The organism is Citreimonas salinaria, assembly GCF_900107235.1.
In the GTDB taxonomy this organism is placed as follows: Bacteria; Pseudomonadota; Alphaproteobacteria; order Rhodobacterales; family Rhodobacteraceae; genus Citreimonas; species Citreimonas salinaria.
In genome coordinates this window covers 62741-81899 of record NZ_FNPF01000006.1, presented here as the reverse complement: position 1 = coordinate 81899, position 19159 = coordinate 62741, and the positions used below count along the sequence as shown (strand labels likewise).

The 19159-nt window shown below is 68.1% G+C and carries 17 protein-coding genes; 12 read left to right on the top strand and 5 right to left on the bottom strand.

Features of this window, described 5'->3' with window-relative positions:
• Window positions 1-66: 66 nt before the first annotated feature.
• From irrA to BLW27_RS09730, 6 genes are all read left to right on the top strand, one after another.
• Entirely contained in the window at window positions 67-483 is a 417-nt protein-coding gene (irrA, locus tag BLW27_RS09755) for an iron response transcriptional regulator IrrA (RefSeq protein ID WP_089882913.1), read from the top strand.
• Between the two features lie 143 nt (window positions 484-626).
• Complete coding sequence (locus tag BLW27_RS09750; protein ID WP_089882685.1) at window positions 627-2474, top strand: autotransporter assembly complex protein TamA; 1848 nt, start codon at window positions 627-629, stop codon at window positions 2472-2474.
• Entirely contained in the window at window positions 2474-6721 is a 4248-nt protein-coding gene (locus BLW27_RS09745) for a translocation/assembly module TamB domain-containing protein (protein ID WP_089882682.1), read from the top strand. The genes BLW27_RS09750 and BLW27_RS09745 overlap by 1 nt, the downstream gene beginning before the upstream one ends.
• Window positions 6722-6904: 183 nt before the next feature.
• Complete coding sequence (locus BLW27_RS09740; protein ID WP_089882680.1) at window positions 6905-8116, top strand: efflux RND transporter periplasmic adaptor subunit; 1212 nt, start codon at window positions 6905-6907, stop codon at window positions 8114-8116.
• Window positions 8113-11259, top strand: coding sequence for an efflux RND transporter permease subunit (locus BLW27_RS09735; protein ID WP_089882678.1), 3147 nt, complete (start codon window positions 8113-8115; stop codon window positions 11257-11259). Before BLW27_RS09740 ends, BLW27_RS09735 begins: the two co-directional genes overlap by 4 nt.
• 65 nt (window positions 11260-11324) lie before the next feature.
• The gene (locus tag BLW27_RS09730; protein ID WP_089882676.1) at window positions 11325-11585 is read left to right on the top strand and encodes a DUF7218 family protein; all 261 of its coding nucleotides are present in this window, start codon (window positions 11325-11327) and stop codon (window positions 11583-11585) included.
• A gap of 81 nt (window positions 11586-11666) precedes the next feature.
• Here BLW27_RS09730 and BLW27_RS09725 read toward each other — a convergent pair whose 3' ends face one another.
• The 4 genes from BLW27_RS09725 to BLW27_RS09710 form a co-directional block, all read right to left on the bottom strand.
• Window positions 11667-12134, bottom strand: coding sequence for a baeRF12 domain-containing protein (locus tag BLW27_RS09725; RefSeq protein ID WP_089882673.1), 468 nt, complete (start codon window positions 12132-12134; stop codon window positions 11667-11669).
• Window positions 12127-12333 (bottom strand): hypothetical protein, encoded by a 207-nt coding sequence (locus BLW27_RS09720; RefSeq protein ID WP_089882672.1) that lies wholly within the window; start codon window positions 12331-12333, stop codon window positions 12127-12129. Before BLW27_RS09720 ends, BLW27_RS09725 begins: the two co-directional genes overlap by 8 nt.
• Entirely contained in the window at window positions 12326-12688 is a 363-nt protein-coding gene (locus BLW27_RS09715) for a DUF4112 domain-containing protein (protein WP_245710835.1), read from the bottom strand. Before BLW27_RS09715 ends, BLW27_RS09720 begins: the two co-directional genes overlap by 8 nt.
• A 142-nt stretch (window positions 12689-12830) precedes the next feature.
• Window positions 12831-13961 (bottom strand): YihY/virulence factor BrkB family protein, encoded by a 1131-nt coding sequence (locus tag BLW27_RS09710; protein WP_245710834.1) that lies wholly within the window; start codon window positions 13959-13961, stop codon window positions 12831-12833.
• Window positions 13962-14163: 202 nt separating this feature from the next.
• Between BLW27_RS09710 and BLW27_RS09705 the strand changes: the two genes are divergently transcribed.
• From BLW27_RS09705 to BLW27_RS09690, 4 genes are read left to right on the top strand one after another with little or no spacing between them, the layout of a single operon-like run.
• Entirely contained in the window at window positions 14164-14667 is a 504-nt protein-coding gene (locus tag BLW27_RS09705; protein ID WP_089882670.1) for a hypothetical protein, read from the top strand.
• Window positions 14664-15062, top strand: coding sequence for a phage holin family protein (locus tag BLW27_RS09700; RefSeq protein ID WP_089882669.1), 399 nt, complete (start codon window positions 14664-14666; stop codon window positions 15060-15062). Before BLW27_RS09705 ends, BLW27_RS09700 begins: the two co-directional genes overlap by 4 nt.
• The gene (locus tag BLW27_RS09695; protein WP_089882667.1) at window positions 15055-15846 is read left to right on the top strand and encodes a hypothetical protein; all 792 of its coding nucleotides are present in this window, start codon (window positions 15055-15057) and stop codon (window positions 15844-15846) included. Before BLW27_RS09700 ends, BLW27_RS09695 begins: the two co-directional genes overlap by 8 nt.
• 44 nt (window positions 15847-15890) lie before the next feature.
• The gene (locus tag BLW27_RS09690) at window positions 15891-16922 is read left to right on the top strand and encodes an AI-2E family transporter (protein ID WP_245710833.1); all 1032 of its coding nucleotides are present in this window, start codon (window positions 15891-15893) and stop codon (window positions 16920-16922) included.
• Window positions 16923-16945: 23 nt separating this feature from the next.
• On the opposite strand, the gene BLW27_RS09685 is transcribed toward BLW27_RS09690, so the two are convergent.
• The gene (locus BLW27_RS09685; RefSeq protein ID WP_089882665.1) at window positions 16946-17119 is read right to left on the bottom strand and encodes a DUF1328 domain-containing protein; all 174 of its coding nucleotides are present in this window, start codon (window positions 17117-17119) and stop codon (window positions 16946-16948) included.
• Window positions 17120-17277: 158 nt separating this feature from the next.
• On the opposite strand from BLW27_RS09685, the gene BLW27_RS09680 reads away from it, so the two are divergent.
• Window positions 17278-17550, top strand: a complete 273-nt coding sequence (locus BLW27_RS09680; RefSeq protein WP_089882663.1) for a hypothetical protein — start codon at window positions 17278-17280, stop codon at window positions 17548-17550.
• Window positions 17551-17694: 144 nt separating this feature from the next.
• On the top strand, window positions 17695-19158 hold the full coding sequence (locus BLW27_RS09675) for a TrkH family potassium uptake protein (protein ID WP_245710832.1): 1464 nt from the start codon (window positions 17695-17697) through the stop codon (window positions 19156-19158).
• The last annotated feature ends 1 nt before the right edge of the window (window position 19159 follow it).

Sequence of the window (19159 nt, the reverse complement as noted above, 5' to 3'; positions counted from 1 at the left end):
CATCGAAACCGATTGAATTTCCGGCGCCGCGACCTTTATATGACCAGTATGGCAAAGGTCTCAGACATGACGGATGATGCGGTCCAGCGCGGCCGGGATTGGCTTTCGCAAAGCGCGCTGCGCCCGACGCGCCAGCGCATCGCGCTGGCATCGCTGCTGGTCGGGGATGGCAAGGATCGCCACGTCACCGCCGAAAGCCTTTTCGAGTCCGCCAAGGAGCGCGGCGAACGCGTCTCGCTGGCGACGGTCTATAACACGCTCAAGGCGTTCTGCGAGGCCGGCCTGATGCAGGAGGTCACCGTGGACGGATCGAAAAGCTATTTCGACACGAACATGCACGACCATCCGCATTTCTTCTGGGAAGACGACGCGCGCCTGACCGACGCGCCGTCCGAAGAGCTCGAGATCGCGCGCCTCCCGAAGACGCCCGAAGGCGCCGAGATCACGTCGGTCGACGTAGTCATCCGCCTGCGCCGGACCTGACCGCACGCCTGCCCCGTACGTGAAGCGCGGTGCCGCGGCGACGTGATCCGGCGCGCGAAACCTTGCCGATATTCGTCGACGTCGCGGCAAAAAGGTGCGCGCTGGCCGTAGCGGTTTCGCGCGCGGTGGCCTACCGTTAACGAATGATGAAGCCATTTTTTCGCCTCCGCCAGATTCGGCCCGCCGCCTGGATTTGCGCGGCCGCCATAACCGCAGCGGGTGCTCTGCCCGCCGCCGCCTTCGAACGGGTGATCCTGCGGCTGCCCGAGGCGGATCAACGCCCTGAACTTCGCGACGGCCTGGTCGATGCGCTGCTGCTGGGCGATCTGGCGCCGGACGCCCGCCAGGATGGTGACGAAGTGCTGGCCGCGGCGCAGGCCGATTACGCCCGCCTGCTCGAAGTGCTTTACGCCCGCGGCTACTATGGCGCAGCGGTCAGGATATTGCTGGACGGCCGCGAAGCGGCGACCGTGCCCCCGCTGGTTGCGCCCGAGACGGTGGAAACCGTGCAAGTGATTGTCGAGCCTGGCACGCGGTTCGCATTCGGCGTGACCGACATCGCCCCCCGCCCCCCGACCGCCGAGCCGTTCGAGGACTTCCGCACCGGCGAACCCGCCTTGGCTATCGCCGCCCGCGACGCCGTCCAATCGACCGTGGACAGTTGGGAAGAGCTGGGCTTTGCCAAGGCCGAGGTCGTCGACCAAGACATCATCGCCCGGCACGAACGCAACCGGCTCGACGTGATTGTCCGCGTTGCGCCGGGGCAGCGCCTGCGCTTCGGCGACGTCGTCGTGCGCGGCCAGAGCGACGTGCGCGCGCCGCGGGTGCGCCAGATCGCGGGCATCCCGCGCGGCGAGACGTTTTCGCCCGACGAGGTGGAACGGGCGGCCGACCGGCTGCGCCGCACGGGCACCTTCCGCAGCGCCACGATCACCGAGGCCGAGGTGCCGAACGTCGACGGAACGCTGGACTTCACCATCGACGTCATCGACCGCGAGCCGCGCCGCATCGGCGCCGGCGCCGAGATATCCAGCCTGCAGGGCCTGACGCTGACCGGCTTCTGGCTGCACCGCAACATCCTGGGCGGCGCCGAACGCCTGCGGATCGAGGGCGAGGCCGCGCAGCTTGGCGGCCAGTGGGGCGGGCCGGACTACTCGCTGTCCGCGCGGTTTGAGAAACCCGCCGTCTACGGCCCCGATACGCGCTTCTTCGCGCTGGCGGCGGCCGAATACCTCGACGAGCCCGACTTTATCGAACGCACGTTCCGGCTCGAATTGGGGGCGACACGGGAATTCTCGGACGCGCTGACCGGCTCGCTGGGCATCGCCCTGCGCAACTCGCGCGTTACCGACCGTTTCCTCCCGCGCGACGCGGACGGCGATTACCCCGAGCGCGAATTCACCCTGCTCAGTTTTCCCACCTCGCTGGAATGGGACCGTCGCGACAGCGCGCTGAGCGCGACCGAGGGGTATTTCCTGCGCGCCGAGGTCGAACCCTTCGCCTATCTTGGCGGCGAGGGCGATGCCGGCGCGCGTTCCGAACTGGACGCCCGCGCCTATCGCGCGGTGGGCGACAACGTGGTTCTGGCGGCGCGCGCGCAGCTTGGTGCTGTGCTGGGGCCGGACGCGCTGGAGGCTCCGCCCGAATTCCTGTTCTACTCGGGCGGCGGAGGCACCGTGCGCGGCCAGCCGTTCCGATCACTCGACGCGGACTACGACGGCATCGACCTGGGCGGGCGCAGCTTTGCCGGACTGTCCGGCGAGTTGCGCGTGGGCGTGCGCGAGAACATCAGCGTCGTGGGCTTCTACGACGTGGGCTATGTCGGGTCCGAACCGTTCGGCTTCGACGACGGCGACTGGCATTCCGGCGCGGGGCTTGGCCTGCGCTACGACACCACGATCGGGCCGCTGCGGCTGGATGTGGCGGGCCCCGTCTCGGGCGGCACCGGAGAGGGGGTCCAGGTCTATCTCGGGCTCGGACAGGCATTTTGATGCGATACATTCTGGCATTCCTGCTGCTTCTGCCGATGGCGGCGGCGGCACAGAACGACGACCGCGGCTTCATTCAGGGCCTTCTGGAAGACGCGCTGTCAACCGAGGGGCGCAGCGTGTCGATCCAGGGCTTCGAGGGCGCGCTGTCGTCGCGGGCCACGATCGAGCGGATCACCGTTTCGGACCCGCAGGGCGTCTGGCTGTCGGCCGAGGACATCGCGCTGGTCTGGTCGCGCTCGGCGCTGCTGCGCAGGCGCGTCGAGATCGACGAGATCTCGATCGGCTTGCTGGAGCTGCGGCGCCCGCCCGTGCCCGTCGACGGCGACGGACTGCCCTCGCCCGAGGCGTCCGAGCCGTTCACCCTGCCCGAGCTTCCGCTGGCGATCCGGCTGGCCGACCTGACCATCGACCGGGCCGAAATCGGCGCGCCGGTCCTGGGCGAGGACGCAGCGTTTTCCGTAGACGGCTCGGCCATCCTGGAAGGCGGCGAGGGCGAGGTCGAACTGGCCGTCGAGCGGCTCGATGCCCCCGCGAGCCTGCAGCTTGCAGGAAGCTTCGAGAACGCGACCCGCGCACTGGAGCTGAACCTGGAATTGCGCGAACCGCAGGGCGGCCTTGTCGCCGAACGCATAGACCTGCCCGAGGGGCAGTCGCTGTCGCTGACGCTGGACGGCGACGGCACGCTTTCGGATTTCGAGGCAGCGCTGAGCCTGCAGACGGGCGGCGAACCGCGCCTGACCGGCACGCTGGCCCTGCAGGAGACCGAGAGCGGCGCGCAGGGCTTCGAGGTGGATGTGGACGGCAATCTGGCGCCGCTGCTGGCGCCCGAATACCGCGATTTCCTGGGCGACAGCATCACGCTCGTTGCCTCGGGCGCGCGGCTTCCGGACGGGACGATAACGCTGGACAAGCTGGCGCTGGAAGCCGCCGCGCTCGAGCTTTCGGGCAGCGCGCAGATCGGGGCCGACGGCTGGCCGGAGCGTTTCAACCTGGACGCGGCCATCACTCCGGTCGCGGGCGAGGACACCGTGCTGCTGCCGCTGGGCGGGCCGCAGACCCGGCTGGGCGAGGCGCAGCTTTCGGCGCAATACGACCGCGCGGACTCCGATACTTGGCAGTTGAGCGGAACTGTGCGGGACTTCGTCCGGGACAGCGTCGAAATCGGTCGCGTGGCGCTCGACGGTACCGGGCGGATCGAGCCCGAGGCGGGAAGCGTGACCGGCACGCTGGAGTTAAACACAGACGAGTTGTCGCTGGGCAACCCGGAGCTTGACCAGGCTGTCGGCACCACGCTTGCGGGCGAGCTGGCTTTCGACTGGCAGCCCGGAGAGCCGCTGTCGATCACGGGCATTGATCTTGGCGGAAGCGATTACGGCGTCACCGGGTCGCTCACCGTCAACGGGCTGGAGGACCAGCTTGGCATCCGCATTGCGCCCAATCTGGAAATCAACGCCGATCGGCTCGCGCGCTTCGCGCCGCTGACGGGCCTGGACCTTGCCGGCGCCGCGGAACTGGCGGTCAACGGCCGGATCACGCCGCTGACCGGCGCGTTCGACCTGAACCTGCGCGGGACGACGCAGGACCTGACCACCGGCATCGAACGGCTCGATCCGCTGCTGTCCGGCGAAGCCGTGGTCGAGGTAAACGCCGTGCGCAACGAGCGCGGCTTTCAGGTGGCGCCCCTGCGCGTGCAGACCGAAGCGCTTCGATTGGAGGCGACGGGCCAGCTTGGCGGCGACGACGGGTCGCTGTCGCTCGACCTGCGACTGACCGAAACGGGCGACGTGATCCCCGGCCTGAGCGGCGTGACCACGCTGAGCGCCGAGGCGACGCAGCAGCCCTCGGGGTGGCAGGTTTCGGTCAGCGGGGATGCGCCGGGGCAGACAATCCTGCGCTACGACGGCACGATCGAACCCGACACCGCCGACGGCCCGTTCCTGTCCGGCACGCTCGAGGCCGCGATCGGTGAGCTTTCCGCCTTTTCCGACTTGGCGGGCCGGCCGCTATCCGGCGCGATCAACCTGACCGCGACGGGCAACGCAGCACCCGCCGCGCCCAGCTTCGACATCGTGGCCGAGGCCGTGGCGACCGACCTGAACCTCGGCATAGAGGCGCTCGCACCCCTCCTGGAGGGCCGCACCGAGATCATGCTGGACGCGGCGCTGGATGCCGACGGCACGCTGGTCATCGACTCGCTGGAGCTGGACGGACGCAGCCTGTCCGGCAGCGTCGACGGCCGCATCGCGGACTCCGGCGGCGCGGTCGCGATGGACCTGCGGCTGGCCGATATCGGCCTGCTGGCGCCGCAGCTTTCGGGTCCCGTCACGCTGGAGGGAACCGCGCAAAGCGACGGTGGACCCTGGACGGTCGACATCGACGCCGGCGGGCCGGGCGGCATCGCCGCGACCATCGACGGCACGATCGAGCCGGACACGCCGCAGGGGCCGCGCTTCGAAGGCGCGATCGACGCCAGCATCGACCAGCTTTCCGCGCTCTCGCGGATCGCGGGGCGCCCGTTGGGCGGCGCGGTCTCGCTGACCGCAACGGGAACGGTGACGCCGCAGGCGCCCGCCTTCGACCTCGAAACCGAGATCGTTGCGCGCGACCTTTCGCTGGGACTTGCCGACGTCGACAGTCTGCTGCGCGGCCGAACGGAAATCGCGCTGGACGCGGCGCTGACCGAAGACGGCCTTCTGGCGATCGAAACGCTGCGCGTGGATGGCCAGCAGATCACCGCGTCGGTCGACGGGCAGTTCAGCGGGACCACGGCGAACCTGGACATCGACGCGCGGCTGGCGAACCTGGGCGTGCTGGTGCCGCAATTTCCCGGAGCCGTGTCGATCTCGGGCACCGCGCGCAGCGACGGGGGCCCCTTCCGCGTCGACCTGGACACCGACGGGCCGGGCGGGATAAACGCCGCCGTCGATGGCACCGTGGCGCGCGATGTCAGCAGCGTGAACCTGTCGATCGACGGCAATGCGCCGTTGGCGCTGGCAAACCCGTTCATCGCGCCGCGAACGTTGGAAGGCACGGCGCAGTTCGACCTGAGCGTGAACGGGCGGCCGGCGCTGTCCTCGGTATCCGGCACAGTGACCACCGCGAACGGCCAGCTTGCGCTGCCCACGCTGGGCCTCGCGCTGGAGAATATCGACGCGACCGCGCGGCTGAACGGCGAGCGGGCGCAGGTGGATCTGACGGCGGCGCTGGCCTCGGGCGGGTCGGTGACCGTGCAGGGGCCGATCGGCCTGAGCGCGCCCTACAACGCCGACTTGGCGATCCGCCTTCGCAACGCCGAGCTGCGCGACCCGCAGCTGTACGAAACCGAGGCCGACGCGCGCCTGACCCTGTCCGGTCCCCTCACCGGGCCGGCCCGCGCCCGGATCGCCGGCACGGTGACGCTGGACGAGGCCGAGCTGCGGATTCCGCAGATTGGGCCGTCCTACGAGATTCTGGAGGGCCTGCGCCACGTAAACCCGCCCGCCGACGTGCGGCGAACGCTGCAATTCGCCGGCTTGCGCCCCTCGGGCGAGGCCGAGCGTCCGTCTGACGTCGGATTCCCGGTGGACCTGGTGATCGAGGCGCCCGACCGCATCTTCGTCCGCGGCAGGGGGCTCGACGCCGAACTGGGCGGCACGCTTCGCTTGACCGGCACCACCACCGACCTGGTGCCGGTGGGTCAGTTCGACCTGATCCGGGGCCGGCTGGATCTTCTGGGCCAGCGCCTGACGCTGGACGAAGGGTCGGTCGCGCTGCGCGGCAGCTTCGACCCCGTGGTCAACTTCGTCGCCCGCGCCGAGGCCGAGGGAACCGAGATCCGCATCGCCATAACCGGCTTCGCGTCGTCGCCCGAGCTGACCATCACGTCGAGCCCGGATCTGCCGCAGGACGAGGCGCTGGCGCTGCTGCTGTTCGGGCGGGATGCGGGATCGCTGTCGGCGCTGCAGGCGCTTCAGCTGGCCGCGGCGGTGCGCACTCTGTCGGGCCGCGGCGGGCTGGGGCTGACGGAACAGCTTCGCTCGGGGCTGGGCGTCGACGATTTCGACATATCCACCGACGCCGAAGGCAACGCCGAAGCGCGCGTCGGCGCCTATATCTCGAGGAACATCTATACCGGCGTCACGGTCGGCTCGGACGGCGAAAGCGCCGTCACGCTGAACCTCGACGTGACCGACGACGTGACCGTGCGTGGCCGGGCGGGATCGGACGGCGACACCGCGCTGGGCATCTACTTCGAACGCGATTACTGAGCCGTTTCCCAAAGAGCGAAGCGTTGCGCGAACGGGTTTGTAATCGGCTCCAAACGGAACACCGCTGCCGCCGCGGCAGCATTTCGCCCCGGGCCCGTTGCATGTGACCGTTTCTAAACCATATGGTTCAGTTCACGGCGCGCCGAGTCGGCCTCGTTCGCGCCCGGACCACTGGAGACCCACATGACGCAACCGGAAGGCTCCGCGCCCTCTTCGCTCGATTTCGAATCCGATCGCGGCGCATCGCGCTCGATCTGGATCGCGGGGGTGCTTGTGCTTGCGCTGGCGGGCTGGATGGGGTCCGGTTTCATCTGGCCGGCCGAAGAGCCCGAACCGGTGCGCACCAACCGGGAAGAGCCGGAGGCGATCCCGGTCGCGGTGCGCCAGTCGACGGCCGAGACGGTCACCCGGATGTTCCAGGCCGAGGGGCAGGCACAGCCCGACCGCGACTCGATCCTGCGTGCCGAGACGTCGGGCGAGATCGTCGAGGTCATGGCGGGAAAGGGCGACGAGGTCGAGGACGGCGCGCCGATCGCGCGGGTCGAAAGCCAGTCGAGCGCCGCGAGCGTCGAACGCGCCGAAGAGGAACTGGCCCGCGCGCAACGCGAGTTCGACAACGCCGAGACGCTGCTGGATCGCGGCGTCGCCACCGCCGACCGCGTGGCCGCCGCGCGCGCCGATCTGGCCGCCGCGAGGGCCGATCTGACCGCGGCGCGACAGGCACTGGATGACGCGACCATCACCGCGCCCTTCGCCGGCCGGATCGAACGGCTTGACATCGACATCGGCGAATTCGTGCAGGCCGGCGCCGAGATCGGCCGAATCGTCGACAACCGCCCGCTGACCGTGACGATCCAGGTGCCGCAGCAGTCGCTTGATCGCGTTCGTGAGGGGCAGACAGCCGACGTCGCCTTCATCACCGGCGAGACGCGCGAGGGCACCGTGACCTTCGTCGGCACGTCGGCCTCGTCCGAGACGCGCACCTTCCTGGCCGAGATCGAGGTTCCGAACGAGGATGGCGCCATTCCCGCCGGCATCTCGGCCGAGGTGCGTATTCCCACAGACGAAGTGATCGCGCATTTCGTGTCTCCCGCCACCGTATCGCTGGATGCCGACGGCGCCTTGGGGGTCAAGACCGTCGACGCGGACAACGTTGTGCGCTTCCTGCCGATCGAGATCGAGCGCGCGCAGCTTGACGGTGTCTGGGTCAGCGGACTGCCCGAGACGGCGCAGGTGATCACCGTCGGTCAAGGCTTTGTCCGGGAAGGCGACCGGGTCGAGCCCCGGCCCGAGGAAGGCGCCGCCGGCCTGCCCGGCGAAGGTGCTGCCGGCGCCACGCCCGACGCGGCCGAGCAGGCTGCGGTGGCGAGTGCCCCGGACGAGGTCACGGAATGAACGGCCTGATCTCCGCCGCGTTCAGCCGCGCGCGCGTGGTGATGGTGGCATTGCTGATGCTGCTGTCGCTGGGCGCCTACGCCTATGTGGCGATCCCGAAGGAGGCCAACCCCGAGATCCCGCTGCCCCTGTTCTACGTGACGACCGGCCTCGACGGGATCAGCCCCGCGGATTCCGAGCGCCTGCTCATCTCGCCACTGGAGACCGAGTTCGCATCTATCGCCGGGCTCGAGGCGATGGAGGCGCATGCCTCGGAAGGGTTCGCATCGGTGCAGATGGAATTCGCGCCAGGCTCGGACACGGCGGAAGCGCTGGACAAGGTTCGCGCTGCCGCCGACCGCGCCGAGAACGAGTTGCCCGACGACGCCTATGCGATCACCATCAACGAGATCAACACGGCGCTTTTCCCGGTCATCACCGCGGTCCTGTCGGGGCCGGTGCCGGAACGCACGCTGAACGACCTTGCCACGACCGTTCAGGAGGAACTCGAGGCTCTGGGGGGCGTGCTCGAGGTCGAGATCGGCGGTAAGCGCACCGAGGCGGTCGAAGTGCTGATCGACCCGACCATCTTCCAGACCTACAACCTGACCTTCGATGAACTGATCAGCCAGATCAGCCGCAACAATCGCCTGATCGCCGCCGGCGCGATCGAGACCGGCGCCGGGCGCATCGTCCTGAAGGTGCCCGGGCTGATCGAGAACCTGGACGACGTGATGTCGATGCCGGTCAAGGTGCGCGGCGACACGGTCGTCACCTTCGCCGACGTCGCCACCATCCGCCGCACCTTCGAAGACCCAACGGGCTTCGCGCGCATCGACGGCCAGCCTGCGCTGGCGCTGGAGGTCACGAAACGCTCGGGCGCCAACATCATCCAGACGGTAGACGCCGTGAAGGAACGGGTCGAGAGCCTGCGCGGCGATTGGCCCGACAGCGTGCAGGTGACCTGGCTGCAGGACCAGTCCGAGCAGGTCGAGAACCTGCTGAGCGACCTCGAGGCGAACGTGATCGCCGCGGTCATCCTGGTGATGATCGTGATCGTTTTCGCACTGGGGCCGCGCTCGGCCATTCTGGTCGGGCTGTCGATCCCCGGCGCGTTCCTGGCCGGTGTCATCGGGATCTGGGCGCTGGGCTACACCATGAACATAGTGGTGCTGTTCTCGCTTATCCTGGTGGTGGGGATGCTGGTCGACGGCGCCATCGTGACGACCGAGCTGGCCGACCGCCGCTTGCAGGAGGGCGACAGCCCGCGCGACGCCTACGAATACGCCGCCCAGCGCATGGCCTGGCCGATCATCGCGTCGACCGCCACGACGCTCTCCGTTTTCTTTCCACTGCTGTTCTGGTCGGGCATGGTCGGCGAATTCATGAAGTTTCTGCCGATCACGGTGATCCTGACGCTGTTCGCGGCGCTGTTCATGGCGCTGATCTTCATTCCAGTCGCCGGCGGGGTGATCGGCCGGCGCACGCCGCAATCGGCGCAGGCCAAGGCCGCGCTGCACCACGTGGAATACGGCGATCCGCGGCGCCTGACCGGCATCAGCGGCGCCTATGTGCGGCTGTTGCACCGCGCCATCGTCCGGCCCGGCGCGACGCTGCTGTTCGCGGTCGCGCTGCTTTTGGGCGCCTTCGGGCTCTACGGCCAGTTCGGCAAGGGGCTGACCTTCTTCCCCTCGGTCGAACCCGAGTTCATGCAGGTCCAGATCCGCGCGCGAGACAACTTCTCGATCAACGAACGCGACGACCTCGTGCGCGCGGTGGAATCCCGCCTGCGCGACTTCGACGAGATCGAAAGCATCTATGCCCGCTCGATGATGAGCGCGGGTCAGGGCGACGAAGAGACAATCGGGACGCTGCAGCTCGACCTGATCGACTGGGACGAACGCCGCCCGGCCGAAGTCATCGCCGGCGACATCCGCGGGGCCGTGTCCGACATCGCGGGCATCGACGTGCAGGTGCAGACCGAAAGCGGCGGGCCCAGCGCCGGCAAGCCGGTCAGCCTGGAACTGACCGCGCGCAACCTTGCCGACCAGACCGCCGCGGTGGAAACGGTGCGCGAGATCATGGACCGCCTGGGCGGCTTCACCGACGTGACCGACACCCGCCCCCTGCCCGGGGTCGAGGTCTCGATCCTCGTCGACCGGGCAGAGGCCGCGCGCTACGGCGCCGATGTCAGCCTGCTGGGCCAGGCGGTCCAGCTGCTGACGCAAGGGATCACGGTGGCCGATTACCGCCCCGCCGACACCGACGAGCCGGTGGACATCCGCGTGCGCTTCCCGGCCGAGGAACGCTCGCTTGCAGAACTGGGCAACCTGCGGGTGCCGACCACGGCCGGGCTGGTGCCGATCTCGAACTTCGTCACGTTCCAGCCCACCCCGCGCACCGGCGTGATCCGCCGGATGGACCAGCGCCGCGTCGCCTTCATCGAGGCCAACGTCGCCCCCGACGTGCTGGTCAACGACCAGGTCGCCCGCCTGCAGGATGCGCTGGCCGAGGCGGACCTGCCCGAAAGCGTCGACTACAGCTTTGCCGGCGAGGCGGAAGACCAGCAGGAAAGCATGATCTTCCTTGCCGGCGCCTTCATCGCGGCGATCGGGCTGATGTTCGTGATCCTGCTCGTGCAGTTCAACAACTTCTTCCAGGCCTTCGTCGTCATGAGCGCGATCGTCTTTTCGGTCGCGGGCGTGCTGCTCGGGCTGCTTGTGACCGGTCGGCCCTTCGGTGTGGTCATGGGCGGGATCGGCGTGATCGCGCTGGCCGGGATCGTGGTGAACAACAACATCGTCCTGATCGACACCTACAACGACCTGCGCCGTGCCGGGCAGATGCCGCTGGAAGCGGCGTTGCGGACGGGTGCGCAGCGTCTGCGCCCGGTGGTGCTGACCTCGCTGACCACGGCGCTGGGGCTGTTGCCGATGGTGATCGGGCTGAACGTGAACTTCTTCACGCGCGAGATCGTGTACGGTGCGCCCTCGACCCAGTGGTGGACCGAACTGTCCTCGGCGATCGCGGGCGGCCTGACGGTGGCAACGGTGCTGACGCTGGTGGTGACGCCCGCGCTGCTGGTCCTAGGCGAACGCCGTATCGCCTTCCGGCGGCCGCAGGCCGGTGCCGAGGCGACAGCGCCCGCACAGGCGCAGACCTGACGAAGGGCCCCGGAACCGCGTATCCGCGGCCGACGTTCCTTCAGCAAACCGCGAAGGAGCAAGCCATGACCAAGGACCACGGCAAGGCGATCAAGAAGGACGACACCTACGAGGAACTGCGCGACAAGGGCTATGACAAGTCCAAGGCGGCGGCGATCGCCAACGCGCAGGCCAATCCCGACATGCATCCCTCGAAGAAGGGCGGCAAGACGCCCCGCTACGAGGACTGGACCAAGCAGGACTTGATGGGTCGCGCGCAGGAACTGGACATCGAGGGCCGGTCCAGGATGACCAAGGACGAACTGATCGACGCCCTGCGCGGCTGATCCTCTCGCCTTTTCCGCCGATTCGCGAAAAAGCCGCGCCCGGCATCGGACGCGGCTTCTGCATGCCTGAGGGTTGCCGCCTCAGCCAGCCTTTTCCTGCAGCGACTTCGACAGCAGGTCCTCGACCTCGTCCAGCGGGTGGTTGGTCAGCACCTTCGGCACCTCGTGGATGACGCGGCTCTCGACCTCCTTGTGCAGCGCCTTGCGCAACTCGCTCAGCACCGGGCGGCTGGCGACGATCACCAGCTTGTCGAACGCGCCCTTGTGCGCCTGCTTGTAGAGGTGGTCGGCGAGGTCGTCGGCAAAGCGTTCCTTCTCGAGCTCGTGCCAATCGGTATTCTCGAGAGCCGAACGCTGCTGGACGCCCGTGTCCTGCATGCGGCCCTGCCTGTTCGCGGCCCAGTCGCCCGCCTTCGGGTTCTCCTGCTCATCCTTGCGCAGGACGTTCAGGTTCATGTCCTGCTCGTCGCCATTGTTGACCAGGAACAGCGCCTTCTCGCCATCTGCGATCAGCACCCAAGCGTTCTGCGGCAATCCGCTTTTACCCATTGTTGTCTTCCTCCTCGTCACCTTTCCTGACACGCGTGGCGCCTGCGGGGCGCTCGGTCGCGCGCTTCATCTCGTCCTTGGTGCCCTTCTTGCGGGGAAGTTCACCGCCTTCGCGGCCCCCCTGGGCCACCGTGCCCTTTTCGCCCATCACGCGATCCGTGTCGCGGCTGCCATCTTTCGAGCGGCGGCGTTCAGCCATGCCGAGTCCTCCTTTCATCCGCGCGCCGTGCGAGTACGGCCGCGTCCTTTTCCAGTTCGCGCCGCAACAACGCGATGTTGCGGCGGTTTGCCTTGAAGCCCACGTCGAACAGGTCGCCAATCAGCGGAATGCCTCCGACGACGAAATCGATGCCGGTATTCGCGGCCATGCGCGCTACGACGCTTGGGCGCGCGCCCATCCGGTGCCCTTCGAACACGATCCAAGCCGCCGGCACCGTCGTCGCCACGTCACCGATGCCCGGGATCAGACCGAGGATCGAGTCGTACCCGAAACGGATGCCAAGTACCGAAAAACGGCTGTCGAGCTTGTTGGCCAGATGCGCCAGCCTGGCCATTCTGTGCTCCTGATCCGGTGGCAGGATCGTCGGCGCAGGTTGCATGCGGACCTCCGTTCAGCCGAAGCGCGGCCGATAAGGGGAAGGGGCACCGACCAGCGGGACGCGTGGCCCCGTCAGGCGCTGCCCCGCGGCTGTCAGATCAACGCCGGGCCCGAACCTGCGGTTCCGTTCCGGCGCGGTCGCGACCGGCCTCTTTCGCGCCGTCTTGCCGTGACTTCCCGGCCGGGTCTTCGTCCGGCGGGATGGGTTTCTCGTCGACCTCGAACGGGCTTTTCGGGAGCTCGTCCGGGGTGACCGCCGGATCGGCGGGTTGGTCCATTCCCGGCGGCAGGGTGTCGGCCTTGACCGCGCCGCGGTCGCCCATCGGCCGGTCGGGGCCGACCGTGCTGTCGCGCATGGTCTGATGTTCGAGTTCGGCATCGATCTGCGTGCCCAACAGCAAGACGAAAGCCGACAGCCACAACCAGGTAAGCAGGATGATCACGCCCGCGAGCGTGCCGAAGATCTCGTTGTAGGCAGCAAAATTCTGCACGTAATAGCTGAACAGAACCGTCCCGAGCACCCACAGCGTGCAGCCCGTCACCGCCCCGGGCGTCAGCCAGCGCCAGCGGGCCCCGCGGCGATCCGGACCGTGACGATACAGGGTGGCGATGCCGATGATGCCGATCACGAACATCGCGGGCCAGCGGACGATCATCGCCACGGTCTGCGGATAATCGCTCTGCGCGAAAACCCCCAGCAGCGCCGGGATCGCCGCGACGATGACGACGGCCACACTCAGGCCCAGCACGATCGCCACCGTAAGCGCGATGGTCATCAGGCGAAGGGCGATGAAGCTGCGGGTCTCCTCCTCTTCGTTGATGACGTTGAGCCCCTCGATGACGCTGGCGGTCGCGTTCGACGCCGACCACAAAGCTATCCCGAGAGAGATCAGCGCCGCGACGCCGAGCGAACCGCTCTCGGCCGAGGCCACCTTGCGCAACTGGTCGTCTATGAGGACCTGCGCGTCCTGGGGAAGCGCCGACAGCAGCCAGCCGGACTCGCTGGCGAGAGCCGCGGGATCATAGACCAGCCCGACCAGCGCGACCGCGGTGGTGATCGCCGGGAAGATCGCCAGAAGACCATAGAACGCGATCCCCGCCGCCATCAGCCCGATATGCTGCTTGAACAAGTGATCGAAGACGCGCCGCAACACCGCGAACCAGCCGCGTCGCGGCATGCTCGCAGGGCCCGTCGCGTCGCGTCCGATGTCGATCTGGTCTTTTTCCATGACGGCCGAACGACCTGAGCCGACGCGGGGTTCCTCTATTACGCGGGCGCGCGCGAAGCCTTCCTTCGCCTCAGCCCTCCCGCGTTGCGCATGCCGGCTTCGGCGGAATCGCCCGTGAGACCGCTGCAAGACGCGGAACCGCTTTGCCAGAGGTCGCGTTGCCACCCTGTCACATAACCGCAGACACGTCAGGAGGTCTACGATGACCGACGATATCAATAAGCCATCCACCGGTTCGGTACGCGATCAAGCCGCAGACATGGCGCGCGACGCCGGCAAGGCCGTCGAGAACGAGGCGCGTCACCGCGCCGAAGACGTGCGCGACGCGGCCGCCGAAGAAGCGCAGAAGGTTGCCAACGCGGCCGAAGCGGCGTCCGACGAACTTGACCCCGGATCGCTGCAGGCGCAGGCGGTCGAACACCTCGCCGCGACGATCGAGGATTTCGCCAGGCAGGTGCGCAGCACAGACATCGACCGCGTGGCGCAATCCGTGAGCAGCTTCGCCCGCTCGAACCCGATGCTGTTCGTCGGCGGCGCCGCGTTGCTGGGTGCGGCGGCAACGCGCTTCCTCAAGTCGCGTTCTCCCCGACCTGCGTCTCCGCCGGTCCATACCCGCGCGCCGATGGACGATCCGTGGGCACCGTATGAAAGCGCACAACCGGGCGGTTACCCGACCGCCGGCGGCAACGGGCGGACCCTGCAATGAGCGGGCCCGCCGATTTTCGTGAAACGCCTTCGCTTCTGGTGAAGGTGCTGCGCCAGTTCTCCACGCTGATGCAGGACGAACTGGCGCTCGCCCGGGCCGAAATGTCCCGCAACGCCTCGCGCGCGATGGCCGGCGCGGCGATGATCGGCGTCGCCGCAATCATTGCGCTGGTCGCGCTGAATGTGCTTGCCGCGGCGCTGGTCGCCTGGATCGCGGCCGAAGGCCTGTCATTCGGAGTCGCCTCGCTCATCGTCGGCGGTACATTGCTGGTGATCGCCATCGTGGTGGGCCTGATCGGCAAGTCGCGGCTCAGCGCCAAGGCACTCAGCCCGACCCGCACAACCCGAAACGTCGAGCGTGACGTCGAAACGGTGAGGGAGGCCACCCATGCCTAAGAGTTCGCTGGACGGTCTCGAAGACCGCGTCAACAAGGACCGCGAGGCTCTGGCACAGTCGCTGGACGCCCTGTCGAGTACGCTTGCGCCGCAGCATATCTCGCGGACCGCTGAGGAGTATGGAAACCAGATGATCCGGACAGTCACTGAACAGGCTCGCAACAACCCCGCGGCCTTCGCGCTGCTGGGCGCCGGGCTTGCCATGGTCGTGACCGGCGCGGGACGGCGCACGGAAAGCGATGTGCTTGAGGCGCCCGTACCGCCCGGTGGCGTGGGCGCCATCCCCGCCCCCGGCACCGAGGCGCGCCTAGGTCCGGTGACCGGCCCAAGCGACCGGCGTACGCCCGCCACCTCGACGGACGGTTCCCACCGCGTGTCCGCCGCGCGCCTTCGTGCGGCGATGGATCATGGGCTCGACAAGCTCAGCCCGGCCGCCCGCGCCCGGGTGCGCCGCGCGCGCCAGCAGGTGATCGATGCGCAAGAGGCGCTGGAACGGCGTGCCGAACGCGCGGCGCGGCAATCCGGCGCATTCGTGCGGAGCCAGCCGATCGCGGCAGGTGCGCTGGCGTTCGGGTTCGGCGCGATCGCAGCCGCCTTGGTTCCCGGCACACGAGCCGAGGATCGCATGATGGGCAGCCGGCGCGACGCGCTCATGGCAGAAGCGACCATGGCGTTCGAGCGCGAGTTGGATCACGCCAAGGCCGAGCTGCGCCGTCGCGCCGGCGGCAATGAAGAGGCGCCGGCCACCACCGCGCCCGAAAGCCCGCCCGGGCCGACCTACTGACACAATCGGCTGGCGGCCGACGGGTCGTTCGCGAAAGAGAGACCATGAACAAATTGCTGAGCGACAACGCACAGCGTGTCATGATCGCAATCATCGCCGCGGTGGCCACCACCGCGGCGCTTTACTTTGCACGCCAGATCCTGGCGCCCGTCGTGTTCGGTCTGGTGGTCGGCGTCGTGGCCTCTCCGGTCGCGATGTGGATGCGCGAGCGCGGACTGCCGAGCGTGCTAAGCGCGGCGGCCTTGCTGCTGAGTGCCACCACGCTTCTCGCCCTTGCGTTCATGGCCATCGCACCGCTGATCTCGGCGTTGGCGCTTCGCCTGCCGAAGATCATGGTCGAGATCCGCGGTTGGGTCGAGGCTGTCTCGGCGGCCCTGCGCGGGATCGAAAGCATCTCGGACCAGATCGAGCAGACCGTCGGCAGCGCCACGGGCACCGTCGGCGAGCAGGGCGCCCAGGCGATTCCTACCGTCATGGACGCACTGTGGGCGGCACCGGATTTCGGCGCGCAGGTGCTGATCTTCATGGGCACGTTGTTTTTCTTCACGCTGACGCGCGACGACCTCTACAAGGCGGCAGGCGCCTCGTCCGATACGCTGCGCCGTGCCGACCGTGCCGTCTCGCGCTACTTCGCGGCCGTGACGATCATCAACGTCGGGCTTGGTGTCACCGTCGGGGTGGCGATGGCCGGCATCGGCGTGGATTACGCGATCCTGTGGGGGCTCGTCGCCTGCATCATGAACTTCGTGCTCTACCTCGGCCCGCTGCTGGTGGCGGTGGGCCTGCTGGCCGCCGGGCTGGTCCAGTTCGGCGGCGCCTATGCCCTTCTGCCGCCGCTGACCTTCCTGGCCATCAACCTGACCGAGGCGCAGTTCGTGACGCCTGCCTTCGTCGGCCAGCAGCTGCACATGAGCCCGCTATTCGTTTTCCTGGCGATCGTGTTCGGATTGTGGCTATGGGGGCCAGTGGGCGCGATCGTCGCGCTGCCGGTGGCCGTCTGGCTGGGCGCCATGCACGCGGGCATTGACTACTCTCCGCCGCGGCGCACGAAAAAGCCCCGCTACGAGAAGCTGTAGCGGGGCGTGTCGCGTTGCGGGATCTAGCGCGGCGGGCGGCCGCGCATGGCACGCACCACCATTGCCACGACGAATAGGATGATGAACACCACGAACAGGATCTGCGCGATCCCGGCCGAGGCCGACGCGATGCCGCCGAACCCGAGCAGGGCCGCGATCAGCGCGATGACGAGGAAGGTTAGAGCCCATCCAAGCATTGTTTTCTCCTTTTGCGGCGCATGCGATAATCTGGCCGGAAAACCTGCATTTGCGCTGTCTGGTTCCTTGGAACTTTCCGGTCACAGGCGCCGTTGAAGGCCTGAGACACGAGAGGCTCAGGCGACTGATCGCCTGCGACAGGAAAGGAGTTTCAACAATGGAACGGACGCACGAATCCTTCGGTCACGCCCAGCCTGATGCGCTGGGAACGCCGACCGGCGACCACAAACCGTCGATGAGCGACCGCGCGCGCGAACAGGTCAATGCGGGGCGCGAGAGCATGCAGCAGGCCAGCCAGAAGATCAGCGAGACCGCAGCCACCGCGACCGAGCAGGGCACCGCCTTCGTCCGCGAAAACCCCGGCCTCGCCCTTGCGGGGGCATTAGGTATCGGCGTGCTGATCGGCCTCGCCATACGCGAGCGGTACTGAAACCGCCTTCGCCGGCCACGTGCCGCCCTCAGGCGCATATGATCCGAACCTGACGCCACGGGCGGCGCGCGGCACCGCCCGTGTGAGCGCATGTGCTCGCAGCACAGCGGGCGCCAAATTCGCGGAAACCGCCGAGACAGCGTCGTGATCCGCAGCGTTTCCGGCCTGCGTCACGGGTCCGAGACCGTGGCCCTTCAGGCCCGTGTCGGTGTCGTGGCCCTTACGATCGCCAAGCATTCTCCGATCTTCGTCATTCTATGCCTGCCGCCCGCGATATGGGCCGCAATAGACGGCGTCTGGCCGCTTGCCACGGCGCTTGCGGTGCCTATGGCCGTCGCGCTCGTTCTCTACGGGCTCTTCCGGCGACGCGATCTTCCCGACAGCCTGTCGAAGATCGAGGCGCTGGTGGCCGTGGCGCTGGTCTTCCTGCTGGGCACGCTGTTCACGGTGCCGGCCTTCCTCGCCATCGGCATGCCCCCCGTCGACGCCCTGTTCGAGGCAATGAGCGCGATTACGACGACCGGCCACTCGGTGTCACAAGACCCCGATTCCTGGCCCTTCGCGGCGCACTTCCTGCGCGGCTGGCTGCAATGGTGCGGCGGCCTCGTGATGGCGACCGCCGTGCTGGCGCTGCTTCTGCCGCCGGGCGTGCCGGCGCGTCGCCTGGGCCGCGCAGGCATCGATCAGGGCGACCGCATCGCATCGACCCGCAATCAGGCGCGCGAGCTGCTTGGCGTCTACCTCGGCCTGACGGCGATCATGGCGGCGGCAACGATGACGGTGCTGCCCGGATGGCGCGAAGGGCTGGTAATCACGCTGTCGGGCATTTCGACCGCAGGCTTCTCGCCCCGCTCCGATAGCCTTGCGTCCTATTCGGCACTCGGCAAGGCGGTGGTCATGCTGGGCTGCATTCTGGGTGCCATGTCGCTGCTGACCTTCGTCCTGCTGCTGCAGGGAAAATGGCGCGATGCGTGGGCGCTGGGATCGGCGCGCCGCGTCTTGGGAACGGTCGCCGTGCTGTCGGTCCTGCAGGCGTCGTTCATCCTGACCACCGGGCAAGGGCCGGAGCAGGCATTCGACGGCGTCCTGAACGTGATCTCGGCGGTGACCACCACCGGGTTCTCGGCGGGCGAGATCCCGACCATCGGACCCGTCGCGGTGCTGCTGATGGCGGCCATGGTGATGGGCGGAGACATCGGCTCGACCGCCGGGGGGCTGAAACTGGCGCGCGTCGGCTTGCTGGGCCGCCTGGTCCTGTACGCCGTGCGGACTGCGCGACTGCCCGACAACGCCGTCGCGCCGCTGCGGATGAACCGCAAGCCGGTAAAGCCGGTGACGGTGAACGCTCTGGTCGCGCTGCTGACCATTTACATCACGGCGACCGGCCTGTTGTGGATGCAATGTCTGGCGCACGGGCTTCCGGCATCGGCGGCGCTGTTCGACGTGCTGTCGACCTTGTCGACCGTGGGCCTCTCGACCGGGGTGGTCAGCCACGACCTGCCCGTCGACCTCAAACTTTCCCTGACCTTCGCGATGTGGCTGGGACGACTGGAATTCATCGCCGTGCTGGTTCTGATCACGCCGAAAACCTGGATGAAAAGGAGTTGAA

What these genes read in the sequence shown, in the direction of transcription:
- irrA (WP_089882913.1), top strand. Translation starts at nt 67, where the DNA reads ATGACGGATGATGCGGTCCAGCGCGGCCGGGATTGGCTTTCGCAAAGC.
- BLW27_RS09750 (WP_089882685.1), top strand. Translation starts at nt 627, where the DNA reads ATGATGAAGCCATTTTTTCGCCTCCGCCAGATTCGGCCCGCCGCCTGG.
- BLW27_RS09745 (WP_089882682.1), top strand. Translation starts at nt 2,474, where the DNA reads ATGCGATACATTCTGGCATTCCTGCTGCTTCTGCCGATGGCGGCGGCG.
- BLW27_RS09740 (WP_089882680.1), top strand. Translation starts at nt 6,905, where the DNA reads ATGACGCAACCGGAAGGCTCCGCGCCCTCTTCGCTCGATTTCGAATCC.
- BLW27_RS09735 (WP_089882678.1), top strand. Translation starts at nt 8,113, where the DNA reads ATGAACGGCCTGATCTCCGCCGCGTTCAGCCGCGCGCGCGTGGTGATG.
- BLW27_RS09730 (WP_089882676.1), top strand. Translation starts at nt 11,325, where the DNA reads ATGACCAAGGACCACGGCAAGGCGATCAAGAAGGACGACACCTACGAG.
- BLW27_RS09725 (WP_089882673.1), bottom strand. Translation starts at nt 12,134, where the DNA reads ATGGGTAAAAGCGGATTGCCGCAGAACGCTTGGGTGCTGATCGCAGAT.
- BLW27_RS09720 (WP_089882672.1), bottom strand. Translation starts at nt 12,333, where the DNA reads ATGGCTGAACGCCGCCGCTCGAAAGATGGCAGCCGCGACACGGATCGC.
- BLW27_RS09715 (WP_245710835.1), bottom strand. Translation starts at nt 12,688, where the DNA reads ATGGCCAGGCTGGCGCATCTGGCCAACAAGCTCGACAGCCGTTTTTCG.
- BLW27_RS09710 (WP_245710834.1), bottom strand. Translation starts at nt 13,961, where the DNA reads ATGGAAAAAGACCAGATCGACATCGGACGCGACGCGACGGGCCCTGCG.
- BLW27_RS09705 (WP_089882670.1), top strand. Translation starts at nt 14,164, where the DNA reads ATGACCGACGATATCAATAAGCCATCCACCGGTTCGGTACGCGATCAA.
- BLW27_RS09700 (WP_089882669.1), top strand. Translation starts at nt 14,664, where the DNA reads ATGAGCGGGCCCGCCGATTTTCGTGAAACGCCTTCGCTTCTGGTGAAG.
- BLW27_RS09695 (WP_089882667.1), top strand. Translation starts at nt 15,055, where the DNA reads ATGCCTAAGAGTTCGCTGGACGGTCTCGAAGACCGCGTCAACAAGGAC.
- BLW27_RS09690 (WP_245710833.1), top strand. Translation starts at nt 15,891, where the DNA reads ATGAACAAATTGCTGAGCGACAACGCACAGCGTGTCATGATCGCAATC.
- BLW27_RS09685 (WP_089882665.1), bottom strand. Translation starts at nt 17,119, where the DNA reads ATGCTTGGATGGGCTCTAACCTTCCTCGTCATCGCGCTGATCGCGGCC.
- BLW27_RS09680 (WP_089882663.1), top strand. Translation starts at nt 17,278, where the DNA reads ATGGAACGGACGCACGAATCCTTCGGTCACGCCCAGCCTGATGCGCTG.